Raw genomic sequence first — 24,452 nt, 5'->3', positions numbered from 1 at the left:
ATGGGGTGGTGGGGTGACCTCGTCGGCCGGGTGCGCGGGCGCGCCGGGGGCGACCCCGAGCCCGCGCTGCCGGCCGCGGTGCCGACCTCGACGCAGATCGTCGACGCCGTGCACGCGGTGGAGCGGGACGTCGAGGGCCGCGTGCCCGCGGCGGTGACGGCGCGCGTGCACCGGATCGCGCGCGTCGTGGAGGACATGGCGCCGCGGCTCGACCGCCTCGGCATCGGCAGCAGGCAGGCGCACACGGTCGTCGCGACAGCGACGAGCTACCTGCCCGAGGCCGTGGGCGCGTACCTGCGGCTGCCGCGCGACTTCGCGGACCGGCGCGTCGTCGCGCAGGGCAAGACGTCGCTCATGCTGCTGTGCGACCAGCTCGACCTGCTGGGCACCACGCTGACCCAGATCTCGGATGCGGTGTCGCGGCAGGACGCTCGCGCGCTCGTCGCGCACGGGCAGTTCCTCGCCGAGAAGTTCGGCACGTCGTCGCTCGAGGTGCCGCCCGGCGGTCCGGCGGTGGCGTCATGAGCGCGGACGCGCTGCACGCGGCGCTCGAGGGCCTGGTCGCGGTCGGTGAGTCGGCCGGGCTGGCTCCCGCGGACGTGCGCGACGAGGGTGTGCGGCTCGCCGCCGCGGTCGCCGAGGCCGTGCCCGGGGCGGCCGACGCCTGGGTCCGGGCCGTCGGGCACGGCGACGTCCCCGCGTTCTTCACGGCCGCGTCGAGCGCGCGGCGGTGGCGCTCGGCGCCGACCGACCTGCTCGAGCACCTCGTCGTGCACGGGTCGCCGCACGCCGCCGCGTACGCCGCCGCGCTCGCGCGCGTGACGTCGGCCGCGTGCGACCTCGGCGACGCGCCGCTCGACGTCATCGCGCGCGCGTCGACGACCGCGGCCGTGCACCTGGCCGCCGCCCGGGCGGCCGCTCCGGACATGGCCCCGACGAGCCCCGGCCCCGCGGCACGGACTCCCGGTGGGAGCGCCGCGCCCGGCCACCCGTCGTCGCCGGCCCCCGGGCCGGACACCCCGGGTGGTCCCGGCACGTCGGGCTCCACCGCGACGGCGACGCTCGGCACGGCGGCCGCCGCCGAGCCCGAGCCGGACCCGCGCACGCTGGACGAGCTGCTCGCCGAGCTCGACGTGCTCATCGGTCTGCGGCGCGTCAAGCGGGAGATCCGCGAGCAGGCGCAGCTGCTGCGCGTCGAGAAGCTGCGCACCGACGCCGGGCTGACCGCGCCCACGATCACCCGGCACCTCGTGTTCGTCGGGAACCCCGGGACCGGCAAGACGACGGTCGCGCGCCTCGTCGCGGGCATCTACCGCGCGCTGGGACTGCTCTCGAAGGGCCACCTCGTCGAGGTCGACCGCTCCGAGCTCGTCGGCGGGTACCTGGGGCAGACGGCGAACAAGACCGCGGAGGTCGTCGAGAGCGCCGTCGGGGGAGTGCTGTTCGTCGACGAGGCGTACGCGCTCACGGGCGACCAGTACGGCGAGGAGGCCGTCAACACCCTGGTCAAGGACATGGAGGACCACCGCGACGACCTCGTCGTGATCGTCGCGGGCTACCCCGGCCCGATGGCGCGGTTCCTCGCGACCAACCCCGGCCTCGAGAGCCGGTTCTCCACGACGATCACGTTCGACGACTACTCCGACGACGAGCTCACGCGCATCTTCGAGCTCGCGGCGCGCCGGTCGGACTTCGAGCCCGCACCCGAGACGCTCGAGCGCTTCCAGGGCGTCGCCGCGGCTCAGCTGCGCGGCGAGGGGTTCGGCAACGGGCGCTGGGCGCGCAACATGCTCGACAAGGCCGTGCTGCGGCACGCGTGGCGGCTGCGCGACGTGGCCGCGCCGACGGTCGACGAGCTGCGCACGCTGCAGCCCGAGGACCTCGTGGAGCGACCCGACGAGGAGCCGGCCGCAGACGAGCCGGCCGCCGACGAGCCGGCCGCCGACGAGCCGACCGCCGACGAGCCGACCGCGGACGAGCCGGCCGCGGACGAGCCGCTCGACGACGCGGACGCCGACGGGCCGGGCGACGAGAGCACCGACCCGCCCGAGGAGCCGGCACCGGCGCCGGGCGAGGGGCCCGAGGCACGGACCGACGACGAGGAGTCCGCGTGACGACCACACCCGCCCCCGCACCAGCGCCGCCCCCCACCCGCACCGCGACGGCGGGCGTCACCGCCCCGCGGTCCGGTGGCACGGTCACGACCCGCACCGGGTCGACCTCCGCCGCTGTCGCCCCTGCGGGGTCCGCGTCGACGGCGGTCGCACGGCCCGGCCGGTTGCGGCGCACCCCGGCCCGGCTGCGGCTGGCGGCGGCGGTCGCGGTCCTCGCGTGCGCGCTCGTCGCGGTCGGCGGACTGCTCGTCGGGCTGCTGCAGGCGGACGCGCTGCGCTCGGCCGCGGACGACACCGCGCAGCAGGTCCGGACGCTCGACGTGCGCAACGACCTCGTCGCCGCGGACGCGACCGCGACCAACGCGTTCCTCGTCGGTGGTCGCGAGCCGGTCGCGCAACGCGAGCGGTACGACGCGTGGCTCGCGTCCGCGACGAGCGGGCTGACCGCCGTCGCGGGCGCCGACCCGGCCGACGCCGGCCGCCTGCCCGAGGTGAACACGTCGGTGTCGACGTACAGCGGGCTCGTCGAGCAGGCGCGCGCCAACAACCGGCAGGGCTTCCCGGTCGGCGCGGCGTACCTCGAGTCGGCGTCCCAGGAGCTGCGCGCCTCGGCGCTGCCCGGGCTGGACGAGGTCGTGACGGCGAACGCCGCGAGCGTCAGCGACGCGTTCTCGGTCGCGGGCCGCGCGACTCTCGTGCTGCTCGTCGTCGCGGCCGCGCTCGTCGCGCTCGTCGTCGTGCAGATCTGGCTCGCGTCGCGCACGCACCGGCGCCTGAACGTCGGGCTCGTCCTGTCGACGCTCGTGCTGCTCGTCGCGGGCTTCCTGCTCGGCGCGAACCTGGACGGCGGCTCGCAGACCGCGTCGGACGTGCAGGACGGCTCATACGGGCAGACCGTGGCGGTCGCGCGCGCGTACTCGCTGGCGAACGACGCGAAGGCGGCGGAGTCGTTCACGCTGATCAAGCGCGGCTCGGGGCAGGCCTACGAGGAGTCGTACCAGTCGAGCGTCGAGGAGGCCGCGCAGCTGCTCGACGGCGTGGGCGGGTCCGTCCAGGCCACGTTCGACGCGTGGGTGGCGACGCACGACGAGATCCGCGGGCTCGACGACGGCGGCGACTGGGACGCCGCGGTCGCACTCGCGACGTCGACCGACCCGGGCAGCCCGAACGCGCAGTTCGACGCGTTCGCGCAGGAGGCGCAGGCGGCCACGGCCGACTCGAGCGCGCAGGCGCAGGCCGACCTCGAGCGTGCCGCGTCCGCGTCCGCACGTGTCGCCTGGCTCGCGCTCGTCGCGGGCGTGCTGGCCGCGGGAGCCGCGGTGTGGGGCTTCGCGCCGCGACTGAAGGAGTACCGCTGATGACGACGACGCGCGCACCCCGGACGGCGACGCGGCGCGCCGTGCGCACCCTGGCCCTGGTCGCGGCGGGCGTGCTCGTGCTCGCGGGCTGCACCGCGACGCCCGAGCCGGTCGTCCCGGAGCCGTCGGCGACGCCCGAGGCGGCGGCCGCGGCCCCGCGCGCGGCTGCGGCCACGTGCTCCGACCTCACGGCGTCGTACGAGCCCGGTCCGGACGGCGCGAAGGTCTCCGGCAAGGAGCACGTGCAGGCGATCAAGGAGCGCGGCTCCCTGGTCGTCGGCGTCTCCGCCGATACGCTGCTCATGGGCAGCCGCAACCCGATCACGGGCGAGATCGAGGGCTTCGACATCGACATGCTCGAGGCCGTCTCGACCGCGATCTTCGGGTCGCCGGACCACCTGCAGTTCCGCGTGATCACGTCGGGGCAGCGACTCGACGTCCTCAAGAACCACGAGGTCGACCTGGTGGCGCGCGCGTTCTCGATCACGTGCGAGCGGTGGGACGAGATCGCGTTCAGCGCGGAGTACTTCCACTCGGGGCAGAAGGTCCTCGTCCCGCTCGACTCCACGGCGACGGGGATCGACGACCTCGACGGGGCGCGCGTGTGCGCGCCCGAGGGGACGACCACCATCGAGCGGCTCGCGGACTTCCCCGGCGTCGAGGCGGTCGGCGCGCAGACGCACACGCAGTGCCTCGTGCTGTTCCAGCAGGGCAAGGTCGACGCGATCACCGGCGACGACACGATCCTCGCGGGCTTCGCGGCCCAGGACCCGTACGCGAAGGTCGTGGGCGACGCGATCAGCGACGAGCCCTACGGGATCGGCGTGGCCGCGGACCAGGTCGACCTCGTGCGGTACGTGAACGCGGTGCTCGACGAGGTCAAGGCGGACGGCCGGTGGGCGCAGTCGTACGAGCGCTGGCTGGGTGCGCTCGGTGACGCGCCCGCGCCGCCCGAGTCGCTGTACGGACGCACGGCGGGCTCGTCGTGACGCCCGCGGGGACGGTCGACCCTCCGGTCGCCCCGGGGCACCTCGGCGAGGCGATCCCCGCGGCGGACCTGCTGACGTACCTCGCGGCGCTCGAGCGGTGGGCGGCGGACCGGCGTGCGGAGCTCGACCGGCTCGACTCGGCGTCGCGCCAGACGGACAAGCCGGAGGCGTTCACCGCCGACGTCGTGCTCGCGATGACGATGTGGCAGGCGATCCGCGGGCGGCTCGACCGGCTCGTCGAGGTCTGGGACTCGGGGCGCGCCGACGTGCTCGCGCGTGAGCAGATGTCCCAGCTCGTGTGGGGCCGGCTCGACGCGGGCGGCTCGTCGGCGCTCGTCTCGCTCGTCGAGGCGGTGACGCTGTGCGACGCGATGATCGACCAGCTGCGGGACCGGCTCGCGTTCGACCCGGGCGCCGCCGACGAGGCGGCGCGCCTGCGGGCGGTGCGCGCGGCCGTCGTGCGCTGCGAGGACCTGGCGGCCGACGAGGACGCGCTGCGGCGCGTGCGCGAGCTGCGCACGCGTGAGCAGGGGATCACCGCCCAGGCGGCGCGCGGCGCGGACGTGGGCGGGCCGCTCGCCGAGCTCGAGACCGCCGTGGCGCGCGCGGAGCGCGACTTGATCGTGGACGTCTCGCAGCGTCGCACGCTCGCGCGCCAGCGCACCGACGCCGCCGCGCTGCGTGACGCGCTCGAGGAGCGCGAGCCCACGCTGCACGCGCTGGCGGACCGGTGCCGCCGCGAGATCGTCGACCCGCCGCTGCTCGCGGTGCCGGACGTGTCGCGGCTGGGTGACGTGCCGCCGACGCGCGCGGAGGTCGACGCGTTCGTCGAGCGCCTGCGGACCGTGCAGCGCGCGTTCGACGCGGTCGCCGAGGCGTACGGGCGTCCGCTGCGCGAGCGCGCCGAGCTGCGCTACCAGCTCGAGCGCCTGCGGGCGGTGGCCGACGCGAACGGCCGCAGCGCGTCGCCCACGGTGCGTTCCGGGTACGACGAGGCGCGCGACGCCGTGGAGCGCACGCCGTGCGACGTGGTGCTCGCCCGCTTCCTCGTCGAGCAGTACGAGTTCCTCACCCGCGACCTGCCCGTGCACGGGCCGAAGGGAGCCGCGCGATGACCGCCTGCACCGAACCCGGCTGCACCGGGACGTACGAGGACGGCTACTGCGACGTGTGCGGCTCGCCGCAGGCGCCCACGGCCCCCGCCGGGACGGGCGTCACGGCTCCGGCGGGGACGGGAGTCACCGCGGCCCGTGCAGCGTCGGCGACGTCGCTGCTCGGCACGGGCATCGCCGGGACCGCGACGTCCCCGCGCGCCGCGGCCGTGGGTGAGGGCGACCCGGACGCCGAGCGGTCGACCCGCACGGGACGGACCAGCTCGAGCCGGCTGGCGACGGCCGCGCTGGGCTCGGCGCGGACCGCGGCGACGGGCTCGCGCGCGACGCGGCGGCTCGGCACGGGCTCGACCAGGCTTCGCGGCGCGCGCCTCGGCGCGGGCCTCACGACGGTCCCGCCGGTCCCGGTGCGCGACCCGCTGCAGGTCGTCATGGCCGACCCGCAGGTGCCGGAGCGCAAGCGGTTCTGCCCGTCGTGCGGCGCGCCCGTGGGTCGCGAGCGCGACGGCGTGCCGGGACGCACCAAGGGCTTCTGCCCGAAGTGCGGGACGGGCTTCGACTTCGACCCGCGCCTGGCCCCCGGCGACCTCGTCGGCGGCCAGTACGAGGTCGTCGGCTGCCTCGCGCACGGTGGTCTCGGGTGGATCTACCTCGCGCGGGACCAGAACGTCTCGGGCCGGTGGGTCGTGCTCAAGGGCCTGCTCAACGCGGGGGACGCGGACGCCTACGCGGCCGCGATCGCCGAGCGGCAGTTCCTCGCCGAGGTCGAGCACCCGCTGATCGTCGAGATCTACAACTTCGTCATGCACGACGGCGCGGGCTACACCGTCATGGAGTACGTGGGCGGTACGTCGCTCAAGGAGATGCTCACGGCCCGCCGGGAGGCGAACGCGGGCGTGAACGACCCGCTGCCGGTCGCGCACGCGATCGCGCTCGTGCTCGAGGTGCTGCCCGCGTTCGCGTACCTGCACGACGTGGGGCTGCTGTACTGCGACTTCAAGCCGGACAACGTGATCCAGCAGGGCGACGCGGTCAAGCTCATCGACCTGGGCGGCGTGCGCCGGGTCGACGACCTCGACTCGGCGATCTTCGGCACGGTCGGGTACCAGGCGCCCGAGGTCGGGGAGGTCGGCCCGTCGGTCGCGTCCGACGTGTACACGATCGGCCGCACGCTCGTGTCGCTCGTGATCGACTTCCGCGGCAACACCACGACGTACGCCGCCTCGCTGCCTGCCGTCGCGGACACGCCCGTGTTCGCGACGTACGACTCGTTCTACCGTCTGGTCGCCAAGGCGTGCGCGCCGGACCCGTCGGACCGGTTCGCGACCGTCGACGAGCTGCGCACGCAGCTGCTGGGCGTCCTGCGTGAGGTCGTCGCGGCCGACCGCGGCCCGGGCCACCCGGCGCTGCACTCGGCCGCCTCGGTGCTGTTCGACGCGCCGACGACGGACGGCCCGCACGCGCCGCTGCGGTGGGACGAGCTGCCGACGCTCAAGGTCGACGTGCACGACCCTGCGGCGTCCTGGCTCGCGGGCGTGAGCGTCGCGGACCCGCACCAGCGCATCCAGGCGCTCCAGGACGCGCCCGAGGAGACCGTCGAGGTCCGCCTCGCCCGGGCGCGCGCGGGCATCGAGGCGGGCGAGCCGGACGTGGTGCGTGCGGCGCTCGCGCAGGTCCTCGACGCCGACCCGTGGGAGTGGCGCGCGGTCTGGCTCGACGGCCTGGCGCAGCTCGCCGCGGGCGACCCGGTCGCGGCGCGGGCCTCCTTCAACGCGGTGTACGGGCAGGTGCCGGGCGAGCTCGCGCCGAAGCTGGCGCTGGCGGTGGCGTGCGAGCTGTCCGACGAGCCCGAGATCGCCGAGCAGCTCTACGTGATCTGCGCGCGCTCGGACGCCAACTACACGGCGGTCGCCGCGTTCGGGCTGGCGCGGATCCGGCGCGCGGCGGGTGAGCTCGACGGCGCGCTGTCGGCGCTCGACCTGGTGACGCCCACGCGCAGCTCGTTCGCGGAGGCCCGCGTGCAGCGCGCCCGGCTCCTGACCGCGTCGGACCGCGGTGTGGCGGCCCTCGCGGACGCGCTGGCCGGGCTGGAGCGCGTGACGGTCGAGCCGCAGCAGCGCGTGGACCTACGGATCGACGTGTTCACCGCGGCCCTCGCGGAGGTCGGACGCAGCGGTGCGAAGCCGAGCCAGCGGATCGCGGACGTTCCCGTGGACGAGGCGACGCTGCGCGACGCGCTCGAGGCCGCGTACCGCGAGTCCGCGGCGCTCGCGCCGTCGCGTGACGCGCGGATCGCGCTCGTCGACCGCGCCAACGCCGTGCGGCGGTGGACGGCGTGGTGAGCGGGACGACGAGCGCCGCGACGTGCGCCGGGTGCGGGGGAGCGCTGCACGCCGACGACCGGTTCTGCGAGGCGTGCGGGACGCCGGTCGGCACCGGGCAGGCGCTGCCCCCGGTCCCGCCGCCGCCCGCGGCGAAGGTCGCGGACGAGGACGACGACGACGCGCCCCTGCCGGCCGGCGGCGCGGGCGGCTGCCGCGCGTGCGGCGGCACGGTCGCGGCGGACGGCTACTGCGAGCAGTGCGGCACCCCGGCCGCGTCCGAGCGGGACCACTTCGCGCTGAGCCCCGCACCCTGGGTGGGCGGCGTGTGCGACCGGGGCGTGCGGCACGCGCGCAACGAGGACGCGATGGCGTTGGCGGCCTCGGGGTCGTTCGCGGCGCTCGTCGTCTGTGACGGCGTGTCCACGGCGCCCGGGTCGGACGTCGCGAGCCTGGCCGCCGCCGGTGCGGCGCTCGACGTGCTCGTCGCGGGCGGCCCGGAGGGCTCCGCCGCGGTGACCGGCGCCGACCCGGTGCGGCGGGCCGCGTGGTCGGCGCTGCTGGCCCGAGCGGCGGTCGCGGGCGACGACGCCGTGGCGGCGAGCGCGCCCGGCGCGGAGCCCGAGCACGCGCCGTCGTGCACGTTCGTGGCGGCGGTGGTCGACGAGGGCCTGCTCGTCGTCGGCTGGCTCGGCGACTCGCGCGTGTACTGGCTGCCCGACGACGGGACGCCCGAGCAGCTCACGGCCGACGACTCGGGCGCGGGCGAGCTCATGGCGCGGGGCGTGCCGCGCGCGGCGGCCGAGGCGTCGCCGCAGGCGCACGCCATCACGCGCTGGCTCGGACCGGACGCCGAGGACGTCACCGCGCGCACGACCGCCACCGTGGTCGACGGACCGGGCTGGGTGCTCGTCTGCTCCGACGGCCTGTGGAACTACTGCTCCCCGGCGCCCGACGTCGCGCGGCTCGTGCGCGAGCACGCCGAGACGACCGGCCCGGACCCGACCGCGCTGGCCGGCGCGCTCGTCGCCTGGGCGAACGCGCAGGGTGGACGCGACAACGTCACGGCCGCGCTGGCCCGTGTCGGCTAGCCTCGAGCCAGCGCCCGACCCCCTGCCTGCCGGTACCCCGAACGCAACCGACGAAGGAATGAGCGTGGCCGTCTTCACTGCCGAGGTCTTCCAGAACGAGTTCCTGCCCCAGGGCAGCACGGACGTGCACGCGATCGTCACGTTGACGAGCGAGGGGGCGGGGTCCGCAGACACCGCGTCGGGCGGCGTCGCCGAGATCATCATGGTCGACACGTCCGGCTCGATGAGCGGGCGCAACATGGACGCCGCGAAGCACGCGGCGCAGGTCGCGGTCGACCAGATCCCGGACGGAACGTGGTTCGCGATCGTCGGCGGCAGCCACGTCGCGATGCGCGTGTTCCCGTACCCGAACGCGGTGCGGGACATGGTGCAGATGGAGCCGGGTGCGCGGTTCGAGGCCAAGCGCGCGATCGCGTCGCTCCAGCCGTCGGGCGGCACCGCGATGAGCACCTGGCTCTCGCTGGCCGACCGACTGTTCGCGACCGTGCCGCACGCGCCGCAGCGGCACGCGATCCTGCTGACGGACGGCAAGAACGAGTCCGAGCCGCGGCACGCGCTGTCGAACGTGGTCCGTGCGGTCACGGGGCACTTCCAGTGCGACGCGCGCGGGGTGGGCGCGAACTGGCAGGTCGACGAGCTGCGCGAGATCTCCACCGCGCTGCTCGGCACGGTCGACCTCATCGCGAACCCCGACGACATCGCGGCGGACTTCCGCGACCTCGTGCAGCGTTCGATGGCGCGCGGCATCGCGGACGCGGACCTGCGCGTGTGGGCCCCGCAGGGCGCGCAGGTGCTGTTCGTCCGGCAGGTCTCGCCGACCGTGGAGGACCTCACGGCCCGCCGTCGCGAGGTCAACCCGCTGACCGGCGCGTACCCGACGGGCTCGTGGGGCGACGAGTCGCGCGACTACCACGTCGCGGTCCGCGTCCCGTCGAAGCCGGTCGGCTCCGAGCAGCTCGCGGCGCGCGTGCAGATCGCCGTGGGCGGCGAGGTGCTCGCCTCGGGACTGGTGAAGGCGCGCTGGTCCGACGACGACTCGCTCACGGCCCGCATCAGCCCGGAGGTCGCGCACTACACGGGCCAGGCGGAGCTCGCGGTCGCGATCCAGGAGGGTCTCGCGGCGAAGGCCGCGGGCGACGAGGCGACCGCCACGGTCAAGCTCGGCCGCGCGGTGCAGCTCGCGCAGGAGACCGGGAACGACGAGGCGACGAGCCGCCTGCGACGGGTCGTGGAGATCGAGGACCCCGAGCAGGGCACGGTGCGGCTCAAGCGCAACACGGACCGGCTCGACGAGATGGCGCTGGACACCGCGTCGACGAAGACGACCCGGGTGCGCCGGTGAGCACGGTCGTCTGCCCCGAGGGGCACGCCTCGACGTCGACCGACTACTGCGACGTGTGCGGCGCGCCCATCGCGTCGAGCGGTGCCTCGGCACCGGCCGCGACGCCGCAGTCGTCCTGTGCCGCCGCGCCGACGACGTGCCCGCACTGCCAGTCGCCCGCGGCGGCCGGCGCGCTGTTCTGCGAGAACTGCGGCTACGACTTCACGACGGGCGCGACCCCCGCGCCGCTCACCCCACCCCTCGCCGGTTCCGGGCCGGCCCCGGCGTCCGCGGCGTCCGCCGCGACGGGGGAGCACCCCGCGGTCTCGGCGTCCGCAGGGACGTCGCCCGAGCAGGCGGCCTCGTCGCCCGCCGACCCGGACGGCGACCCGCAGTCCGGCGGCGCTCTGCCCACGCCCGCACCGGACGGCCCGGACTCGTGGGTCGCGGAGGTGTGGGTCGACCCCGACTGGTACGCGCTGCAGTCGCCCGAGGACCCGATGCCGTCGGCCGGCCTGCCCGCGCTCGTCCCGCTGCGCACGCGCAGCGTGCTCGTCGGACGCCCGTCGGTGTCCCGCAACATCCACCCGAACATCGACTGCGGCGCGGACTCGGGCGTCTCGCGCCGGCACTGCCAGCTCAACACCGACGGGACGCGCTGGTGGGTGGAGGACCTGCAGTCCTCGAACGGTACGTACGTGGCCCGCGTCGGGGAGCCCCTGCCGCAGGCGCCGATCCCGGTGGGCCAGCGGCACGAGCTCGCGGACGGCGACCGCGTGTACGTCGGCGCGTGGACGCGCATCGTCGTGCGCCGCGCGCTGCCGGGCGAGGTCTGAGCCGACCTCGCACGCCCGACCGGGCTCGTCGGTGAGGTGCGTCCGCCGGGTTCGTCGGGTCGGCTAGGAGCCGATGCGCGCCGTGACGGCCGCCTCGACCTCGGGACGCAACGACTCCGCGAACGTGCGGGTCAGGTGCCCGTGGTCGAAGTACACGATCGCGCCGCCCACCACGTCGTGGCAGCGCTCGTCCCAGCAGAGCACGTGGTCGAGGTCGAGCACTGACACGAGCCCGCTCGGGTCGTCAGCCGCCGCGTCGGCGAGCGGGTCGGGCTCGATCGCGACGTCGGCGGGGTGCGTGCACGACCGCCAGCCACCGCGTTCGCGCGCCACGCAGTCGGGCGCCGGGCCACCGAGGTCGGGCGTGTCGCGCAGCACCAGCACGGGGATGCCCGCTGAGGTCAGACGCTCGAGAAGGCGCCCGTAGGCGGCCCGCTGCTCCGCGCGCTGGTCCTCCTCCGGGACGTCGAGCAGGGGGCGGAACGTTCGCGCCGCCAGCACGGCGAGGTCCGGGTCCTGCGCGACGATCTCGTCGACCGCCCACTGCGTCCACCGGCTGCAGCCCTCGACCGCGGAAGGCCGTGTCACGTCGACCGGGAGATCGACGGGGTAGCACTCGGACGTCAGGTACGTCGTGAGGGACCACCTCTCGCGCTCGACCTGGCCGACGAGCGCGGGCTGCCATTGCCCGGCGTGCGAGTTGCCGAGCAGTGCGATCGTCCGCACGGGGTCGGCGGCGCCGTACGTGCAGGTCCGGCGTGACGAGAACGGTGTGTTGTTCCAGCAGCCGTCGGCGTACAGCTCGCTGCGGTCGCCGGCCGCGGCACCCGGGGCGACGAGCAGGCGCTCGCCGACGGGGTCGCACGCGGGGTCGCGCACCGCCTGCGCGGCGAAGCACGGTTCCTGCCCGGCCTTCGCACGCGCGAACAGGTCCTCCTCGTGCGCGGCACGCGCCGCGCCGATCGCGCCGGCGCCGACCGCGAGCGCCGCGCACACCGCCGCGGCGACCGCGCCGAGCGCGAACGTGCGGGACAGCGAGCCGACGAGCCGTGGGGCGTGCCGTACCGGGTCCTCGACCCAGCGCGTGCTCGCGAACGCCAGGACCAGCGTGACGGCCACGACGCCCGCCAGCCCCCACCCGGTGATCTGCGCACCGAGCGCGAACGGCGCGAGCACCAGCAGGGGCCAGTGCCACAGGTAGACGCCGTACGAGACGTCACCGAGCCGAACGACGGGCCGGCGACCGAGCACCGCGCCCAGCCCGCCGGGGACGTCGTCGGTGGCGCTCGCGACCACGAGCACGGTGCCGAGCGTGGGCACGAGGGCCGAGGTGCCCGGGAAGGCCGTCTCGCCGGTGAACCGCAGCGCGGCGTACACGATCGCGGCGAGCCCCACCCAGCCCGCGACCGCACGCACGCGCACGAGCCCGCGCGTCCGGGCTCCCACGACCGCGACGAGCGCCCCGAGCCCGAGCTCCCACACGCGCGTCGTCGTGACGAAGTACGCACGTGCGGGGTCCGCGGCGGTGAGCGCCGCGCTCCACCACAGCGAGGCGAGCGTCGCGGCCCCGACGAGGCCGCCGGCGACCGCACGCAACCGTCCCGTGCGGCGCGCGACGAGCGCCGCGGCGGCCAGCAGCAGGGGCCACACGAGGTAGAACTGCTCCTCGACCCCGAGCGACCAGAAGTGCTGCGCCGGGCTGGGGGCCGCGTCCGCCCCGAGGTAGTCCGTGGCCTGGTCCGCGAGCTGCCAGTTCTCCCGGACGAGGGTCGCGGCGAGCAGCTCGCGCGCCGCCTGCGTGAGCAGGTGGCTCGGCAGGAGCACGACGCTCGCGACGGTCGTCACGGCGAGCACGGTGGCGGCCGCGGGCAGCAGGCGTCGCACCCGCCGCGCCCAGAACGCCGCGAGCCCGCGCACGTCCGTGGGCGGGTGTCGCAGCAGGTGGGATGTGATGAGGAAGCCGGACACGACGAAGAACACGTCGACGCCCACGTACCCGCCGGGCAGGGCCTGCGGCCACGCGTGGAAGACGACCACGGCGGCGACGGCGACGGCGCGCAGGACCTGGATGTCCCGGCGCGCCGGGGTGCCGCGTCGCTCGCCGGACGGCCGGTCGGGGCCGGACGACGCCGAGCTGCGGGGGAGCGTGGTCGTCGAGGTCATGAGGTCGGGTCGCAGTGAGGGACGGCCTGCGAGGACGCCGGTGCCGGGGACGGCGGACGGACCAGGGTAGGCGTCCGGGGCGGTGCGCGGCTCGTCGGACGCCGTCCGGGCTCCCCCGACACGCCGGGAGATCGGCGTGATCCTGCGGATCGGGCTTGCGTGCCGGGTGCCAGTTGGACTCTGACGCGAAGACTCGGTTAAAGTCTGGGACGCACACGGAACGCCGGTGAGAACCGGAGGGACGTGCAGCGCGGACGTGGCTCAGTGGTAGAGCATCACCTTGCCAAGGTGAGGGTCGCGGGTTCGAATCCCGTCGTCCGCTCGGAGACATCCTTTCGGCCCAGGCCGCTGAGGACTGCGGTCTCAGGGTGGAGTGGCCGAGAGGCGAGGCAGCGGCCTGCAAAGCCGTATACGTGGGTTCGAATCCCATCTCCACCTCGCAGCAACACACCCCCGGGCGATTGGCGCAGCGGTAGCGCGCTTCCCTGACACGGAAGAGGTCACTGGTTCGATCCCAGTATCGCCCACCAGCAAGGCCCCAGGTCGACGACCTGGGGCCTTCGTCGTCCCCGGGTGCGTCATGCCGCGGACGTCGCGCGACGAGGGCCGCCGGGTCGGGTGAGCTCCGTCACGCCCGGACGGTGGGCTCGGGCGGCCGGGCCGGCGCCGGGCCCGAGGTGCCGCCGTCGTCGGCGGGCGCGCCGTCGCTCGTCTGGAACACGCCCGTGAACGAGACCGGTGCACCCAGCGCGGCTGTGAAGGGCTCGTCGCGGTGCTGCCCGGTCACCGGCGGGCCGCTCAGCACCGTGTAGGTGACGCGTCGCGGTTCGATGCTCACCTCGAGCACCGAGCCGCGGATCCGCAGCGGGAACCGCAGCCCCCGCCCGCGGGTGGGGAGCATCGGGTTGAAGCGAGTGCCTCGCCACCGGTAGCCGGCGAAGCCCTGGACGAGCGCCATCCACGTCCCGCCCGCCGACGCGACGTGCACGCCGTCGCCCAGGTTGCCGGCGGTGTCCGCCACGTCCACCGCGACCGCGTCGACCAGGTACTCCTCGGCGGTCCGGTACTTGCCGACGTCGACGGCCGCGATCGCCTGGATGCACTCGGACAGCGAGGAGTCGCCGGTCGTCAGCGCGTCGTAGTAGTCGAAGATGCGCCGGCGCTCCTCGGCCGTGAAGCGGTCGGGCAGCAGCACCGTCGCGAGCACCACGTCGGCCTGCTTGATGACCTGGTGCCGGTAGATGGTGAGCGGGTGGAAGTGCAGCAGGAGCGGGTAGCGGTCCTCCGGCGTCGCGGCGAAGTCCCACACCGGCAGCTCGAGGAAGTTCTCGTCCTGCAGGTGCACGCCCACCCGCTCGTCGTACGGCACGTAGATCCGCTCGGCGGCGGCTCGCCACCGGGCCTCCTCGTCCTCGCGCAGGCCGACGCGCTCCACGAGCCGCTGGAGGTGCACGGGTGACTCCGCGCGCAGCCGGGCCACGGCGTCGGCGGCGGCCCGCATGTTCTCGGCGGCCATGAGGTTCGTGTAGAGGTTGTTGTCGACGACGGTGGAGTACTCGTCCGGTCCGGTGACCTTGTGGATCACGAACCGGCCGTCGTGCCGCTCGGAGAAGAAGCCGAGGTCGACCCACATGCGGGCGGTCTCGACGAGCAGCTCGGCGCCGTGCTCGAACAGCAGCTCGACGTCGCCCGTGACCTCGACGTACTGCTCGAGCGCGTACGCGACGTCGGCGTCGATGTGGTACTGCGCCGTGCCCGCGGCGTAGTACGCGGAGGCCTCCTCGCCGTTGATCGTGCGCCACGGGAACAGCGCTCCCGAGCACCCGACCGCTGCGGCACGGCGACGCGCGTCCGGGAGCATGCGCACGCGGTGCATCAGCAGGCTCCGCGCCACGTCGGGAGAGGTGTGCACGAGGAACGGCAGCAGGTACGCCTCGGTGTCCCAGAAGTAGTGCCCCTCGTACCCCGTCCCGGTGAGGCCCTTGGACGGCACGCCGTGCCCCTCGCTGCGCCAGGACGCCTGGAGCAGGGCGAACTGGCTGACGTGCAGCGCCTGCTGCGCCGCGGCGGCGCCCTCCCACACGACCTCGCTGCGGCCCCAGAACTCGGCGACCTCCCGCTCGTGCTCCGCGACGACCACCGCACGGCCCGCGGCGCGCGCCTGGTGGACCGTGAGGGTGGCCCGGTCGGCCAGCACCGTGCACTCCTCGGCTCCGTAGTGGTAGCCCAGCCACTTGGTGAGCCCGACCGGGACTCCCACCTGCGCGTCCAGCTCGACCACCACGGTCGCGCGCGCCGGGTCGACCGACGTGCGCACGTGCGTGGCGCCGGGAGCGTCGAGCTCGTGGTCCATGGCGGCGGCGACCGCGAGCCCGCTGCTGTGCGTGCGGTACGTGCGCACCACGTGCAGGCCGTCGACCTGCTCGACGTCCTCGCGGAGCCCGCCGTGCGACAGCGTGCGCGTGCGGCGCGGGTCCTGCGCGACGTCGTCGTCGTGCACGGCGAGGACCGGCGTGACGAGCTCGGAGGCGACCAGGAGCCGCGCCGGCGCGTCGAGGGCGGTGACCTCGTAGCGCACGCAGGCGAGGTGGCGACGCGCGAGCGAGACGAGCCGCTCGGTGCGCACGCGGAGCCGTCGACCGTCCCGCAGGCGGTAGACGACCGCGCGGGTGAGCACGCCGCGCCGCATGTCGAGCGTGCGCTCGAACTCGTCGACCTCCGTCGTCGCGCACGTCACCGGCTCCTCGTCGACGAGGAGCCGCAGGACCGTGCCGTCCGGGACGGGCAGGATCGTCTGCCCGGTCGTCGCGAAGCCGAACGCGGGTTCGGGGTAGACGATCGGCCACGTCTCGTGGAAGCCGTTGAGCAGCGTGCCCGGCGTGGCCGCCGGCACGCCCTCCTCGAAGCCGCCACGGATGCCGAGGTAGCCGTTCGCGAGCGCGAAGATGGTCTCGGTCTGCTCGACGTACTCGGGGTTGTACCGGGTCTCGACCACCCGCCACGGGTCGGTGGGGTAGTCCGACGACGACGCCACGATCCGTCGCGCCGCGGCCATCAGGTGGTGCCGGCGCGGACCCGAGCGGTGCACCGCGTCGTCGGGAGCCGCGAGGAGCTCGCCGAGGTCGTCGACGACGAGGTCCGCGCCGTTCGCGAGCAGCGCGGCCGTGTGGTCGTCACGGTTGACGCCGATGACGAGCCCGAAGCCGCCGGCCCTGCCTGCGGCGACCCCGGCGACAGCGTCCTCGACGACGACCGCGCGCCGCGGCACGACGCCCACGCGACGCGCGCCCTCGAGGAAGCCGTCCGGTGCCGGCTTTCCGGGCAGCCCGAGCTCGAGCACGGTCTCGCCGTCCACCCGGGCGTCGAAGAGGTTGGCGATCCCCGCAGCCTCCAGCACGGCGGCGCAGTTGCGGCTGCTCGAGACGACCGCGGTGCGCAGGCCCGCCTCGCGCAGCTCGCGCACCCACGCGACCGAACCGGGGAACGCCTCGACGCCGTTGCGCGCGATCTCGTCCTCGACCAGCAGCTGCTTGCGGTTGCCGAGCCCCCACTCCGACCGCTCGTCGGGTGGCGAGTCGGGCTGTCCGGGCGGCAGCGCGATGCCGCGGGACGCGAGGAAGTCGCGGACGCCGGTCTCGCGGGTCTTGCCGTCCACCGCGGCGGCGTAGTCGGACCGCTCGTCGAAGCGGGGCAGGTGCGTGCCGTGGGCCGCGTCCCACTCCGCCAGGAACTCGTCGAACATCGACTTCCACGCGGCCGCGTGCACCGTGCGGGTGGTCGTCAGGACGCCGTCGAGGTCGAAGAGGACCGCGTCGAAGTCGCGTGGGTCGACGGGCGAGGGCATCGGTCCTCCACGGGCGACGCCCACCGCCTCCCGCCTGGCCGTTCAGCCGGGCCGGGACGTCGCTCGCCACCGATGCTCGTCCTGCGGGCACCGGTCGTCAACCGGGAGGCGCCCGGCTCCCGCCCGCTCGCGCTACCGTGCGCTCATCCACGAGAGCCGCGTCGTCCGCGGCCGGTCCCGACACGGAGGCACGATGGTCACGTGCGTCGCAGCGGTCCGGCGGGTCGCCACGGCGTGCGGCGGGCCGGCGTGAGCGCACCAGAACCCGACGTGCCGGCAGCAGACGGGTCGCGGGCCTGGTGGCGCGGCCGTGCGGTGCGTGCCGGGGCGTGGGTCGTCGTGGCGGCGTGCGCGTGGTTCGCGGTGCAGCGGCTCGTCGGTGCGGTCGACTGGCGCGCGGTCGCCGACGCGTTCACGCACGTGCCGGCGGCCGTGGTCGGGCCGCTCGTCGGCCTGCTGCTCGTGCGGCAGGCGCTCAACGCCGTCCCGCTCGCGTGCTACGTCGAGAACCTGAGCCTGTCGCGCTCGCTGCAGAACGACCTCGCCGCGTACCTCGTCGGGAGCTTCACGCCACCGCCCGCCGACATGGCCGTGCGCGTCGCGATGTTCCGGGCGTGGCGGGTCGACTCGGCACAGGGTCTCGCGGGTGTGGGGCTGAACACCGCGACGTTCTACGCGGTGCGGTTCGGGGTCCCCGTCGTCGGGGTCGCGCTCCTGGCGCTGGGGGACGGCGTCGAGCGGCGCCAGGTCGTCGCCACCGTGCTGTGCGCGCTCGTCGCGGCCGCGTGCTTCGTCGCGCTGGCGCTGCTGCTGCGCTCGGCCGCGCTCGCCGCGTGGATGGGACGCAGCGCCGCGCGCGTCGTCGCCCGGGTGCGGCGCGGCGTGGACCCCGAGTCGTGGGCGGTCTACCTCACCGACCTGCGCGAGCGCACGGCCGACCGGCTGCGTACGGGGCTCGTCCCGTCACTGCTCGCGCTGCTCGGGATGGTCGTCGTCGACGGCCTCATGCTGCACGTCACGCTCCGGGCGGTCGGGGTGCCCGCCTCGGCGCTGTCCCTGGTCGACGTGCTCGCCGTGTTCCTGGTGGCCTACCCGCTGACGCTGCTGCCCCTGTTCGGTCTCGGGGTGATGGACGCGGTGCTCGTGGGGGCGTGGACGACGGTCGCGGGTGCGGCCTTCGAGCCGGACCTCGTGGCCGCGACGCTCGCGTGGCGGGCCCTGACGCTCGTCGGACCGCTCCTGATGGGGCTGGTGGTCGTGGCGGCGTGGCGGTGGCGCGACCGGGACGGCGCGACCACGGACGTCGGCGCCCGCTGAACGCCCTGACCTGCGCGGGAGCGCGGCGGCTACGGTGTGCGCGTGCCCGAGACAGCAGCCAGTGCCCGGTTCGCCGGTCTGCGCCTCGGCGACCTCGTCGAGAGCGTGGACGTGCGCGAGCACCCCGAACGGCTCGCCGAGCCCGGGTGGTGGGTGCTGGTCGGGGAGTTCGAGGGCCGAGTGCGCGCCTGGCGGTTCGCGGACGCGCGTCCCGCCCCCTCGCGCGCGGACCGGACGTGGCTCGGGCCGCACGCAACGGGCTGGTCGAGCTCCCTGGGCCGCGACGCGTACGTCGCGGCCGTCGAGACCGTGCGCGCGCACGTGCGCGAGGGCGACGTCTACCAGGCGAACCTCTGCCGCGTGCTCACGGCGGAGCTCGGGTCCGTCGACGACGTCCCCGACGCGGCCGCGCTCGCTGACGTCCTGGCTGCCGGCAACCCCGCGCCGTACGCGGGCTACGTGCACGTCCCGCGCGGTGCCGACGAGGACGGCGTGTGGGTCGTGACGGCGTCGCCCGAGCTGTTCCTGCGGGTGCAGGACGGCGTGGTGACCTCGGCGCCGATCAAGGGGACCGCGACGACGCGCGACGGGTTGACCCCCAAGGACGTCGCCGAGAACGTGATGATCACCGACCTCGTGCGCAACGACCTGCAGCGCGTGTGCGAGCCGGGCACGGTGGAGGTCACGACGCTCCTGGGCGTCGAGGAGCACCCGGGTCTCGTGCACCTCGTGTCGACCGTGCAGGGCGTGCTGACCCGTCGGCACCGGGCGGTCCGCGCTCTGTGGCCGGCGCTCCTGGAGGCGACGTTCCCGCCCGGCTCGGTGTCCGGCGCGCCGAAGTCCTCGGCGCTGGGCATCATCGACGCGCTCGAGCCCGTCCCCCGCGGGCCGTACTGCGGGCTCGTCGGGTGGTCGCACGTCGCGCCCGACGGGGAAGTGCGAGCCGAGCTCGCGGTGGGCATCCGGACGTTCTGGTGGGAGCCCGACGACGACGGCCGGGGCCGGCTGCGGTTCGGCACCGGGGCCGGCATCACGTGGGGGAGCGACGCGAGTGCCGAGTGGGCCGAGACGGAGCTCAAGGCCGCGCGGCTCGTCGCGCTCGCGTCGCGGACGTGACCGGTGGCGCCGGGATGCCAGACTGACGCCCATGAGCGTCGTGATCTGGACGGACGGCCGGCTGCACGCACCCACGGACCGGATCCTGACCGGTGTCGACCACGGCGTGACCGTCGGTGACGGCGTCTTCGAGACGTGCGCGGTGTACGGCGGGCGCGCCTTCGCGCTCACGCGGCACCTGCGCCGGCTCGAGCGGTCGGCGGCGGGTCTCGGCCTGCCCGCGCCCGACGAGGACGTCGTGCGGGAGGCGGTCGCCGCGGTCCTCGGCGCCGCGCCCGACGCGGGACGGCTGCGCCTGACGTTCACCGGCGGACCCGGGCCGCTCGGGTCGCACCGTGACGCGCCCGACGCGCAGCGCCCGACGCTCGTCGCGCTCGCCGGGCCGGCCACGCGCGCCGCGACGAGCCGCGCGGTACGCGTGCCGTGGGTGCGCAACGAGCGGTCGGCGACCGCCGGGCTCAAGACGACGTCCTACGCGGAGAACGTCGTCGCGCTGGCCGAGGCGCACCGCCGCGGCGCCGACGAGGCCCTGCTCGCCAACACGGTCGGCATGCTGTGCGAGGGGACGGGGTCGAACGTCGTCGTGGAGCGGGACGGCGAGCTCGTGACGCCCCCGCTGTCCAGCGGGTGCCTCGCGGGGATCACGCGCGAGCTGCTGCTCGAGTGGGGCGCCGACGCCGGGCTGCCGGTGCGCGAGGCCGCCGCGGACGAGCTGCCGTACGACGTGCTCGACGACGTGCTGGCGGGCCGTGCGCAGCTCGCGCTCACCGGCTCGATCCGCAACGTGTCGCCCGTGAGCGCGCTCGACGAGCAGGACGTCGTGCCCGGGCCGCTGTCGCGGGCGGCCGCCGAGCTGTTCCAGGCGCGCGCGCTCGACGACCTCGACCCGTGAGCGGCCGGGGCCGCCGGCGCGTCGCAGGCGCGCGTGGCGAGGCGGTCGGGGGAGTGCCCGGCGAGAGCCCCTGGAAGCACGAGGACCTGCCCCGTCGGCGACGACGGGACCGGTCGGATGCTCGGGTGGTCAGGCGGTGAGGAGCGCGGCGATGAACGCCGAGATCTCCGCCTCCATGCGGTCGCTCTCCGCTCCCAGCGGCACGAGCTCCTCGGTGCGGGCGAGGAACCGGACGATGGGCTCGCTGGGGGCGGCGAGCAGCGCGCTGCCCTCCACTCCGCTCAGCGACACGAGTGCGTAGTCGGGATCCTCGTCCCGCCACACCTGGACGTCGCCACTTCCGGCAGGCGCGTCGGATGCCGCGTGCATGCCCATGGAGAGCAGCTCGCGGCCGATGAGCCAGGTCGACATGGTGTGCGGGCCGGTGAAGACCGCGCGCACCGTGTACGGGTCCGACGTCCGGAAGGACAGCTCAGCGCTCACGGGGATGACGCTCGCGTCGCTCCCGATCAGCTGCATGGCGACGACCTCGACGACGTCATACGACGAATGCGTCATCGGGTCCCCTCTTCTCGTCATTCGTGGGCTGTTGGTCCCATCATGGCAGTGCGATTGCCCGATTGGACCTGAACTGCACCCAGGTTCACCCGGTGGGACGCGTTCTGAGCGTGCCCCGTCAGGCTCACGGGTGCCGGTGCGACCTCGTGTGCGGGCCGCCTCCTCACGCGGCTCTGCGGCTGTTCCTTGCGCAATCGGTCACTTCGGGCGTGAACTTGAGGCCCGGGTGCACACTTCTTTGCACCAGTTCCTGACGCCCTGACCCGTTGTGTCCCCGCCTCGTCCGCCGGTCGGTGGCGCGGTCAGGCGCGGCTCGCCGCCGGTCGGGTCCCGAGCCGGTTCCCGCCGGTCGTCGCCGTCACCCGACCGTGGAGGGGCGTCCCCCGGGGCACCGGTTCGGAATCTGCGCGCATCCCGGGTAGCATTCCGTCTGCGCCGCTCACGGGTGGTGCTGGTCGGCCCTGCCGGCCGCGTACGCGGACGACTCGTCGTCGGCGGACGGGCGATTGGCTCAGTGGTAGAGCGCCTCGTTCACACCGAGGAGGTCACTGGTTCGAACCCAGTATCGCCCACCAGCAAGACCGCAGGTCAGAGGCCCTTTCCGAAGCATCGGAAGGGCCTCGTGGCTTGTCCGCGTCCCTACCGTGGCCGACGCGGTTCGCTCTGGTCCGGCCCCCGTCGGTAGTCGCAGCGCAGGTCAGCGCCGGGCCGACCCGCGCAGGTAGCATCGTCGGGTCCCACCGTCCGGTGGTGACGTCCTGCCGCGCGAACGCCGCGCGAGCTGTGCAGAGGAAGGCCCTCACGTGCCCGAGCAGATCGCCCTCACCGTCGACGGAACCGCGACCACGGTGCAGGCGGGCACGACGGGCACGGAGCTGTTCGGCGACCGCAAGGACGTCGTCGTCGTCCGCGTCGACGGCGAGCTGCGCGACCTGCACCTGCCGATCCCCGCGGACGCGGCCGTCGTCGAGCCCGTCTCGGTGCACGAGCCCGACGGGCTCGCGGTGCTGCGGCACAGTGCGGCCCACGTGCTCGCGCAGGCGGTGCAGGAGGTCAACCCGACCGCGAAGCTCGGCATCGGTCCGCCGATCACCGACGGCTTCTACTACGACTTCGACGTCGACACCCCGTTCACGCCCGAGGACCTCAAGGCGATCGAGAAGGTCATGGGCCGCATCGTCAAGGAGGGCCAGACCTTCCGGCGCTGGGACGTGACCGAGGCGCAGGCCCGTGAGGAGCTCGCGGCCGAGCCGTACAAGCTCGAGCTCATCGGGCTCAAGGGCGAGGCGGGCGACACCGACGGCGCGTCGGTCGAGGTCGGGCTCGGCGGGCTGTCGATCTACCAGAACGTGCGCGGCGCCGGCCGGGAGTCCGAGACGGTCGTCTGGCAGGACCTGTGCCGCGGCCCGCACCTGCCGTCCACCCGGCTCATCGGCAACGGGTTCCAGCTGACCCGCTCGGCCGCCGCCTACTGGCGCGGCAGTGAGAAGAACCCGCAGCTGCAGCGCGTGTACGGCACCGCGTGGCCCAGCAAGGACGAGCTCAAGGCGTACCTCGAGCGCATCGCCGAGGCCGAGCGCCGCGACCACCGCAAGCTCGGCAACGAGCTCGACCTGTTCTCGTTCCCCGAGGAGATCGGCTCGGGCCTGGCGGTGTTCCACCCCAAGGGCGGGATCATCCGCATGGAGATGGAGGAGTACTCCCGGCGCCGGCACGTGCAGGCCGGGTACTCGTTCGTGAACTCCCCGCACATCACCAAGGAGCAGCTCTTCCAGATCTCCGGGCACCTGGACTGGTACGCCGACGGCATGTACCCGCCCATGCAGCTCGACGAGGAGCGCGACGCCGCGGGCAACGTCAAGCGGCAGGGGCAGAACTACTACCTCAAGCCCATGAACTGCCCGATGCACAACCTGATCTTCGCGGCGCGCGGCCGTTCGTACCGCGAGCTGCCGCTGCGCCTGTTCGAGTTCGGGACCGTGTACCGGTACGAGAAGTCGGGTGTCGTGCACGGGATGACCCGCGCCCGCGGCTTCACGCAGGACGACGCGCACATCTACTGCACCCGCGAGCAGATGCGCGACGAGCTGACGAGCCTGCTGACGTTCGTCCTCGACCTGCTCAAGGACTACGGGCTCGACGACTTCTACCTCGAGCTGTCGACCCGCAACCCCGAGAAGTCGGTCGGGTCCGACGAGGTGTGGGAGGAGGCCACCGAGACGCTGCGCGAGGTCGCCGAGTCCTCGGGCCTCGAGCTCGTCCCGGACCCGGGTGGCGCCGCGTTCTACGGCCCGAAGATCTCCGTGCAGGCCAAGGACGCGATCGGCCGCACCTGGCAGATGTCGACCATCCAGCTCGACTTCAACCTGCCCGAGCGGTTCGAGCTCGAGTACACCGCGCCCGACGGCACGCGCCAGCGCCCGGTGATGATCCACCGCGCGCTGTTCGGCTCGATCGAGCGGTTCTTCGCGGTCCTCACCGAGCACTACGCCGGCGCGTTCCCCGCGTGGCTCGCGCCCGTGCAGGTGCTCGCGGTCCCGGTCGCGGAGCCGTTCGAGGGCTACCTGGAGGACGTCGTCGCGCAGCTGCGCGCCGAGGGCATCCGCGCCGAGCTCGACCGGTCCGACGACCGCTTCGGCAAGAAGATCCGCAACGCGAGCACGCAGAAGATCCCGTTCGTGCTCATCGCGGGCGGCGAGGACGTCGAGGCGGGTGCCGTGTCCTTCCGGTTCCGTGACGGTCGGCAGGAGAACGGCGTGCCGGTCGCGCAGGCCGTGCAGCGGATCGTCGCGGCGGTGCGCGAGCACGCCCAGGTCTGATGGTCGACCACCGTCACGACGAGCGCGAGGAGCGAGGCGTGGAGCAGGTCGACCCGCACGAGCTGGCCGGCGTGCCCGACGGGTTCCAGCGGCTGTGGACCCCGCACCGCATGGCGTACATCGGCGGGGAGAACAAGCCGATCGACGACGCCGCAGGTCCGGGCTGCCCGTTCTGCCGCATTCCCACGCAGGACGACGAGGCCGGGCTCGTCGTCGCTCGCGGGGAGCTCGCGTACGTCGTCATGAACCTCTACCCGTACAACCCGGGCCACGTGCTCGTGTGCCCGTACCGCCACGTGCCCGACTACACGGACCTCACGGACGCGGAGGTCGCGGAGGTCGGGTCGCTGACACGGACCGCGATGCGCGTGCTGCGGACCGTGATGTCGCCGAGCGGCTTCAACCTGGGGATGAACCAGGGCGACGTCGCGGGAGCCGGCATCGCCGCGCACCTGCACCAGCACGTCGTGCCGCGGTGGGACGGGGACTCGAACTTCCTGCCCGTGGTCGGTCGCAGCCGGGCCCTGCCCGAGCTGCTCGCCGACACGCGGGCGCGTCTCGCGGCCGCGTGGCCGCGGACGTCCACGACCGGGAGATGATC

At 74.6% G+C, this 24,452-nt stretch carries 17 protein-coding genes and 4 tRNA genes; 18 read left to right on the top strand and 3 right to left on the bottom strand.

The genetic code is table 11. The features are described 5' to 3' along the window. The 9 genes from F1D97_RS12365 to F1D97_RS12325 all read left to right on the top strand — a co-directional run bounded on the left by F1D97_RS12365 (position 1) and on the right by F1D97_RS12325 (position 11,142). Positions 1–525 (top strand): hypothetical protein, encoded by a 525-nt coding sequence (locus F1D97_RS12365; RefSeq protein ID WP_236120792.1) that lies wholly within the window; start codon positions 1–3, stop codon positions 523–525. Further along, entirely contained in the window at positions 522–2,114 is a 1,593-nt protein-coding gene (locus tag F1D97_RS12360) for an AAA family ATPase (protein WP_236120791.1), read from the top strand. The genes F1D97_RS12365 and F1D97_RS12360 overlap by 4 nt, the downstream gene beginning before the upstream one ends. Beyond that, complete coding sequence (locus F1D97_RS12355; RefSeq protein ID WP_236120790.1) at positions 2,111–3,472, top strand: hypothetical protein; 1,362 nt, start codon at positions 2,111–2,113, stop codon at positions 3,470–3,472. Before F1D97_RS12360 ends, F1D97_RS12355 begins: the two co-directional genes overlap by 4 nt. Continuing rightward, positions 3,472–4,461, top strand: coding sequence for a glutamate ABC transporter substrate-binding protein (locus F1D97_RS12350; protein ID WP_236120789.1), 990 nt, complete (start codon positions 3,472–3,474; stop codon positions 4,459–4,461). The genes F1D97_RS12355 and F1D97_RS12350 overlap by 1 nt, the downstream gene beginning before the upstream one ends. Continuing rightward, the gene (locus F1D97_RS12345) at positions 4,458–5,576 is read left to right on the top strand and encodes a hypothetical protein (RefSeq protein WP_236120788.1); all 1,119 of its coding nucleotides are present in this window, start codon (positions 4,458–4,460) and stop codon (positions 5,574–5,576) included. The genes F1D97_RS12350 and F1D97_RS12345 overlap by 4 nt, the downstream gene beginning before the upstream one ends. Beyond that, positions 5,573–7,915 (top strand): serine/threonine-protein kinase, encoded by a 2,343-nt coding sequence (locus tag F1D97_RS12340; RefSeq protein ID WP_236120787.1) that lies wholly within the window; start codon positions 5,573–5,575, stop codon positions 7,913–7,915. The genes F1D97_RS12345 and F1D97_RS12340 overlap by 4 nt, the downstream gene beginning before the upstream one ends. Next, positions 7,912–8,985: a PP2C family protein-serine/threonine phosphatase gene (locus F1D97_RS12335; protein ID WP_236120786.1), complete on the top strand. Its 1,074-nt coding sequence runs from the start codon at positions 7,912–7,914 to the stop codon at positions 8,983–8,985. The genes F1D97_RS12340 and F1D97_RS12335 overlap by 4 nt, the downstream gene beginning before the upstream one ends. A gap of 64 nt (positions 8,986–9,049) precedes the next feature. Next, the gene (locus F1D97_RS12330; RefSeq protein ID WP_236120785.1) at positions 9,050–10,327 is read left to right on the top strand and encodes a vWA domain-containing protein; all 1,278 of its coding nucleotides are present in this window, start codon (positions 9,050–9,052) and stop codon (positions 10,325–10,327) included. Beyond that, the gene (locus F1D97_RS12325) at positions 10,324–11,142 is read left to right on the top strand and encodes an FHA domain-containing protein (RefSeq protein ID WP_236120784.1); all 819 of its coding nucleotides are present in this window, start codon (positions 10,324–10,326) and stop codon (positions 11,140–11,142) included. The genes F1D97_RS12330 and F1D97_RS12325 overlap by 4 nt, the downstream gene beginning before the upstream one ends. Positions 11,143–11,205: 63 nt before the next feature. On the opposite strand, the gene F1D97_RS12320 is transcribed toward F1D97_RS12325, so the two are convergent. Further along, positions 11,206–13,305, bottom strand: a complete 2,100-nt coding sequence (locus F1D97_RS12320) for an acyltransferase family protein (RefSeq protein WP_236120783.1) — start codon at positions 13,303–13,305, stop codon at positions 11,206–11,208. A gap of 250 nt (positions 13,306–13,555) precedes the next feature. Between F1D97_RS12320 and F1D97_RS12315 the strand changes: the two genes are divergently transcribed. The 3 genes from F1D97_RS12315 (at position 13,556) to F1D97_RS12305 (ending at position 13,835) form a co-directional block, all read left to right on the top strand. Further along, positions 13,556–13,627, top strand: a tRNA-Gly gene (locus tag F1D97_RS12315). Between the two features lie 45 nt (positions 13,628–13,672). After that, positions 13,673–13,743: transfer RNA gene (locus F1D97_RS12310), tRNA-Cys, on the top strand. Positions 13,744–13,760: 17 nt separating this feature from the next. Beyond that, positions 13,761–13,835 (top strand) — tRNA-Val (locus tag F1D97_RS12305). Positions 13,836–13,933: 98 nt separating this feature from the next. Here the strand turns inward: F1D97_RS12305 and F1D97_RS12300 are convergent. Then, complete coding sequence (locus F1D97_RS12300) at positions 13,934–17,149, bottom strand: beta-phosphoglucomutase family hydrolase (protein WP_236120782.1); 3,216 nt, start codon at positions 17,147–17,149, stop codon at positions 13,934–13,936. Positions 17,150–17,398: 249 nt separating this feature from the next. On the opposite strand from F1D97_RS12300, the gene F1D97_RS12295 reads away from it, so the two are divergent. From F1D97_RS12295 to F1D97_RS12285, 3 genes are read left to right on the top strand one after another with little or no spacing between them, the layout of a single operon-like run. Then, positions 17,399–18,466, top strand: a complete 1,068-nt coding sequence (locus F1D97_RS12295; protein WP_236120781.1) for a lysylphosphatidylglycerol synthase domain-containing protein — start codon at positions 17,399–17,401, stop codon at positions 18,464–18,466. 42 nt (positions 18,467–18,508) lie between these two features. Then, a complete protein-coding gene (locus F1D97_RS12290; RefSeq protein WP_236120780.1) occupies positions 18,509–19,582 on the top strand; it encodes a chorismate-binding protein in 1,074 nt (357 codons plus the stop codon). 31 nt (positions 19,583–19,613) lie between these two features. Then, on the top strand, positions 19,614–20,474 hold the full coding sequence (locus F1D97_RS12285; RefSeq protein ID WP_236120779.1) for an aminotransferase class IV: 861 nt from the start codon (positions 19,614–19,616) through the stop codon (positions 20,472–20,474). Positions 20,475–20,603: 129 nt separating this feature from the next. On the opposite strand, the gene F1D97_RS12280 is transcribed toward F1D97_RS12285, so the two are convergent. Further along, a complete protein-coding gene (locus F1D97_RS12280) occupies positions 20,604–21,032 on the bottom strand; it encodes an SsgA family sporulation/cell division regulator (protein WP_236120778.1) in 429 nt (142 codons plus the stop codon). A 500-nt stretch (positions 21,033–21,532) separates the two neighbouring features. On the opposite strand from F1D97_RS12280, the gene F1D97_RS12275 reads away from it, so the two are divergent. The 3 genes from F1D97_RS12275 (at position 21,533) to F1D97_RS12265 (ending at position 24,450) form a co-directional block, all read left to right on the top strand. After that, positions 21,533–21,607 (top strand) — tRNA-Val (locus F1D97_RS12275). A 228-nt stretch (positions 21,608–21,835) separates the two neighbouring features. After that, entirely contained in the window at positions 21,836–23,851 is a 2,016-nt protein-coding gene (gene thrS / locus F1D97_RS12270; RefSeq protein WP_236120777.1) for a threonine--tRNA ligase, read from the top strand. Beyond that, positions 23,851–24,450: an HIT family protein gene (locus F1D97_RS12265; RefSeq protein WP_236120776.1), complete on the top strand. Its 600-nt coding sequence runs from the start codon at positions 23,851–23,853 to the stop codon at positions 24,448–24,450. Before thrS ends, F1D97_RS12265 begins: the two co-directional genes overlap by 1 nt. The last annotated feature ends 2 nt before the right edge of the window (positions 24,451–24,452 follow it).

It is taken from the genome of Cellulomonas palmilytica, assembly GCF_021590045.1.
Lineage (GTDB): Bacteria > Actinomycetota > Actinomycetes > Actinomycetales > Cellulomonadaceae > Cellulomonas > Cellulomonas palmilytica.
The sequence above is the reverse complement of the archived record's forward strand: the minus strand, read 5'-3'. Positions and strand labels throughout refer to the sequence as shown.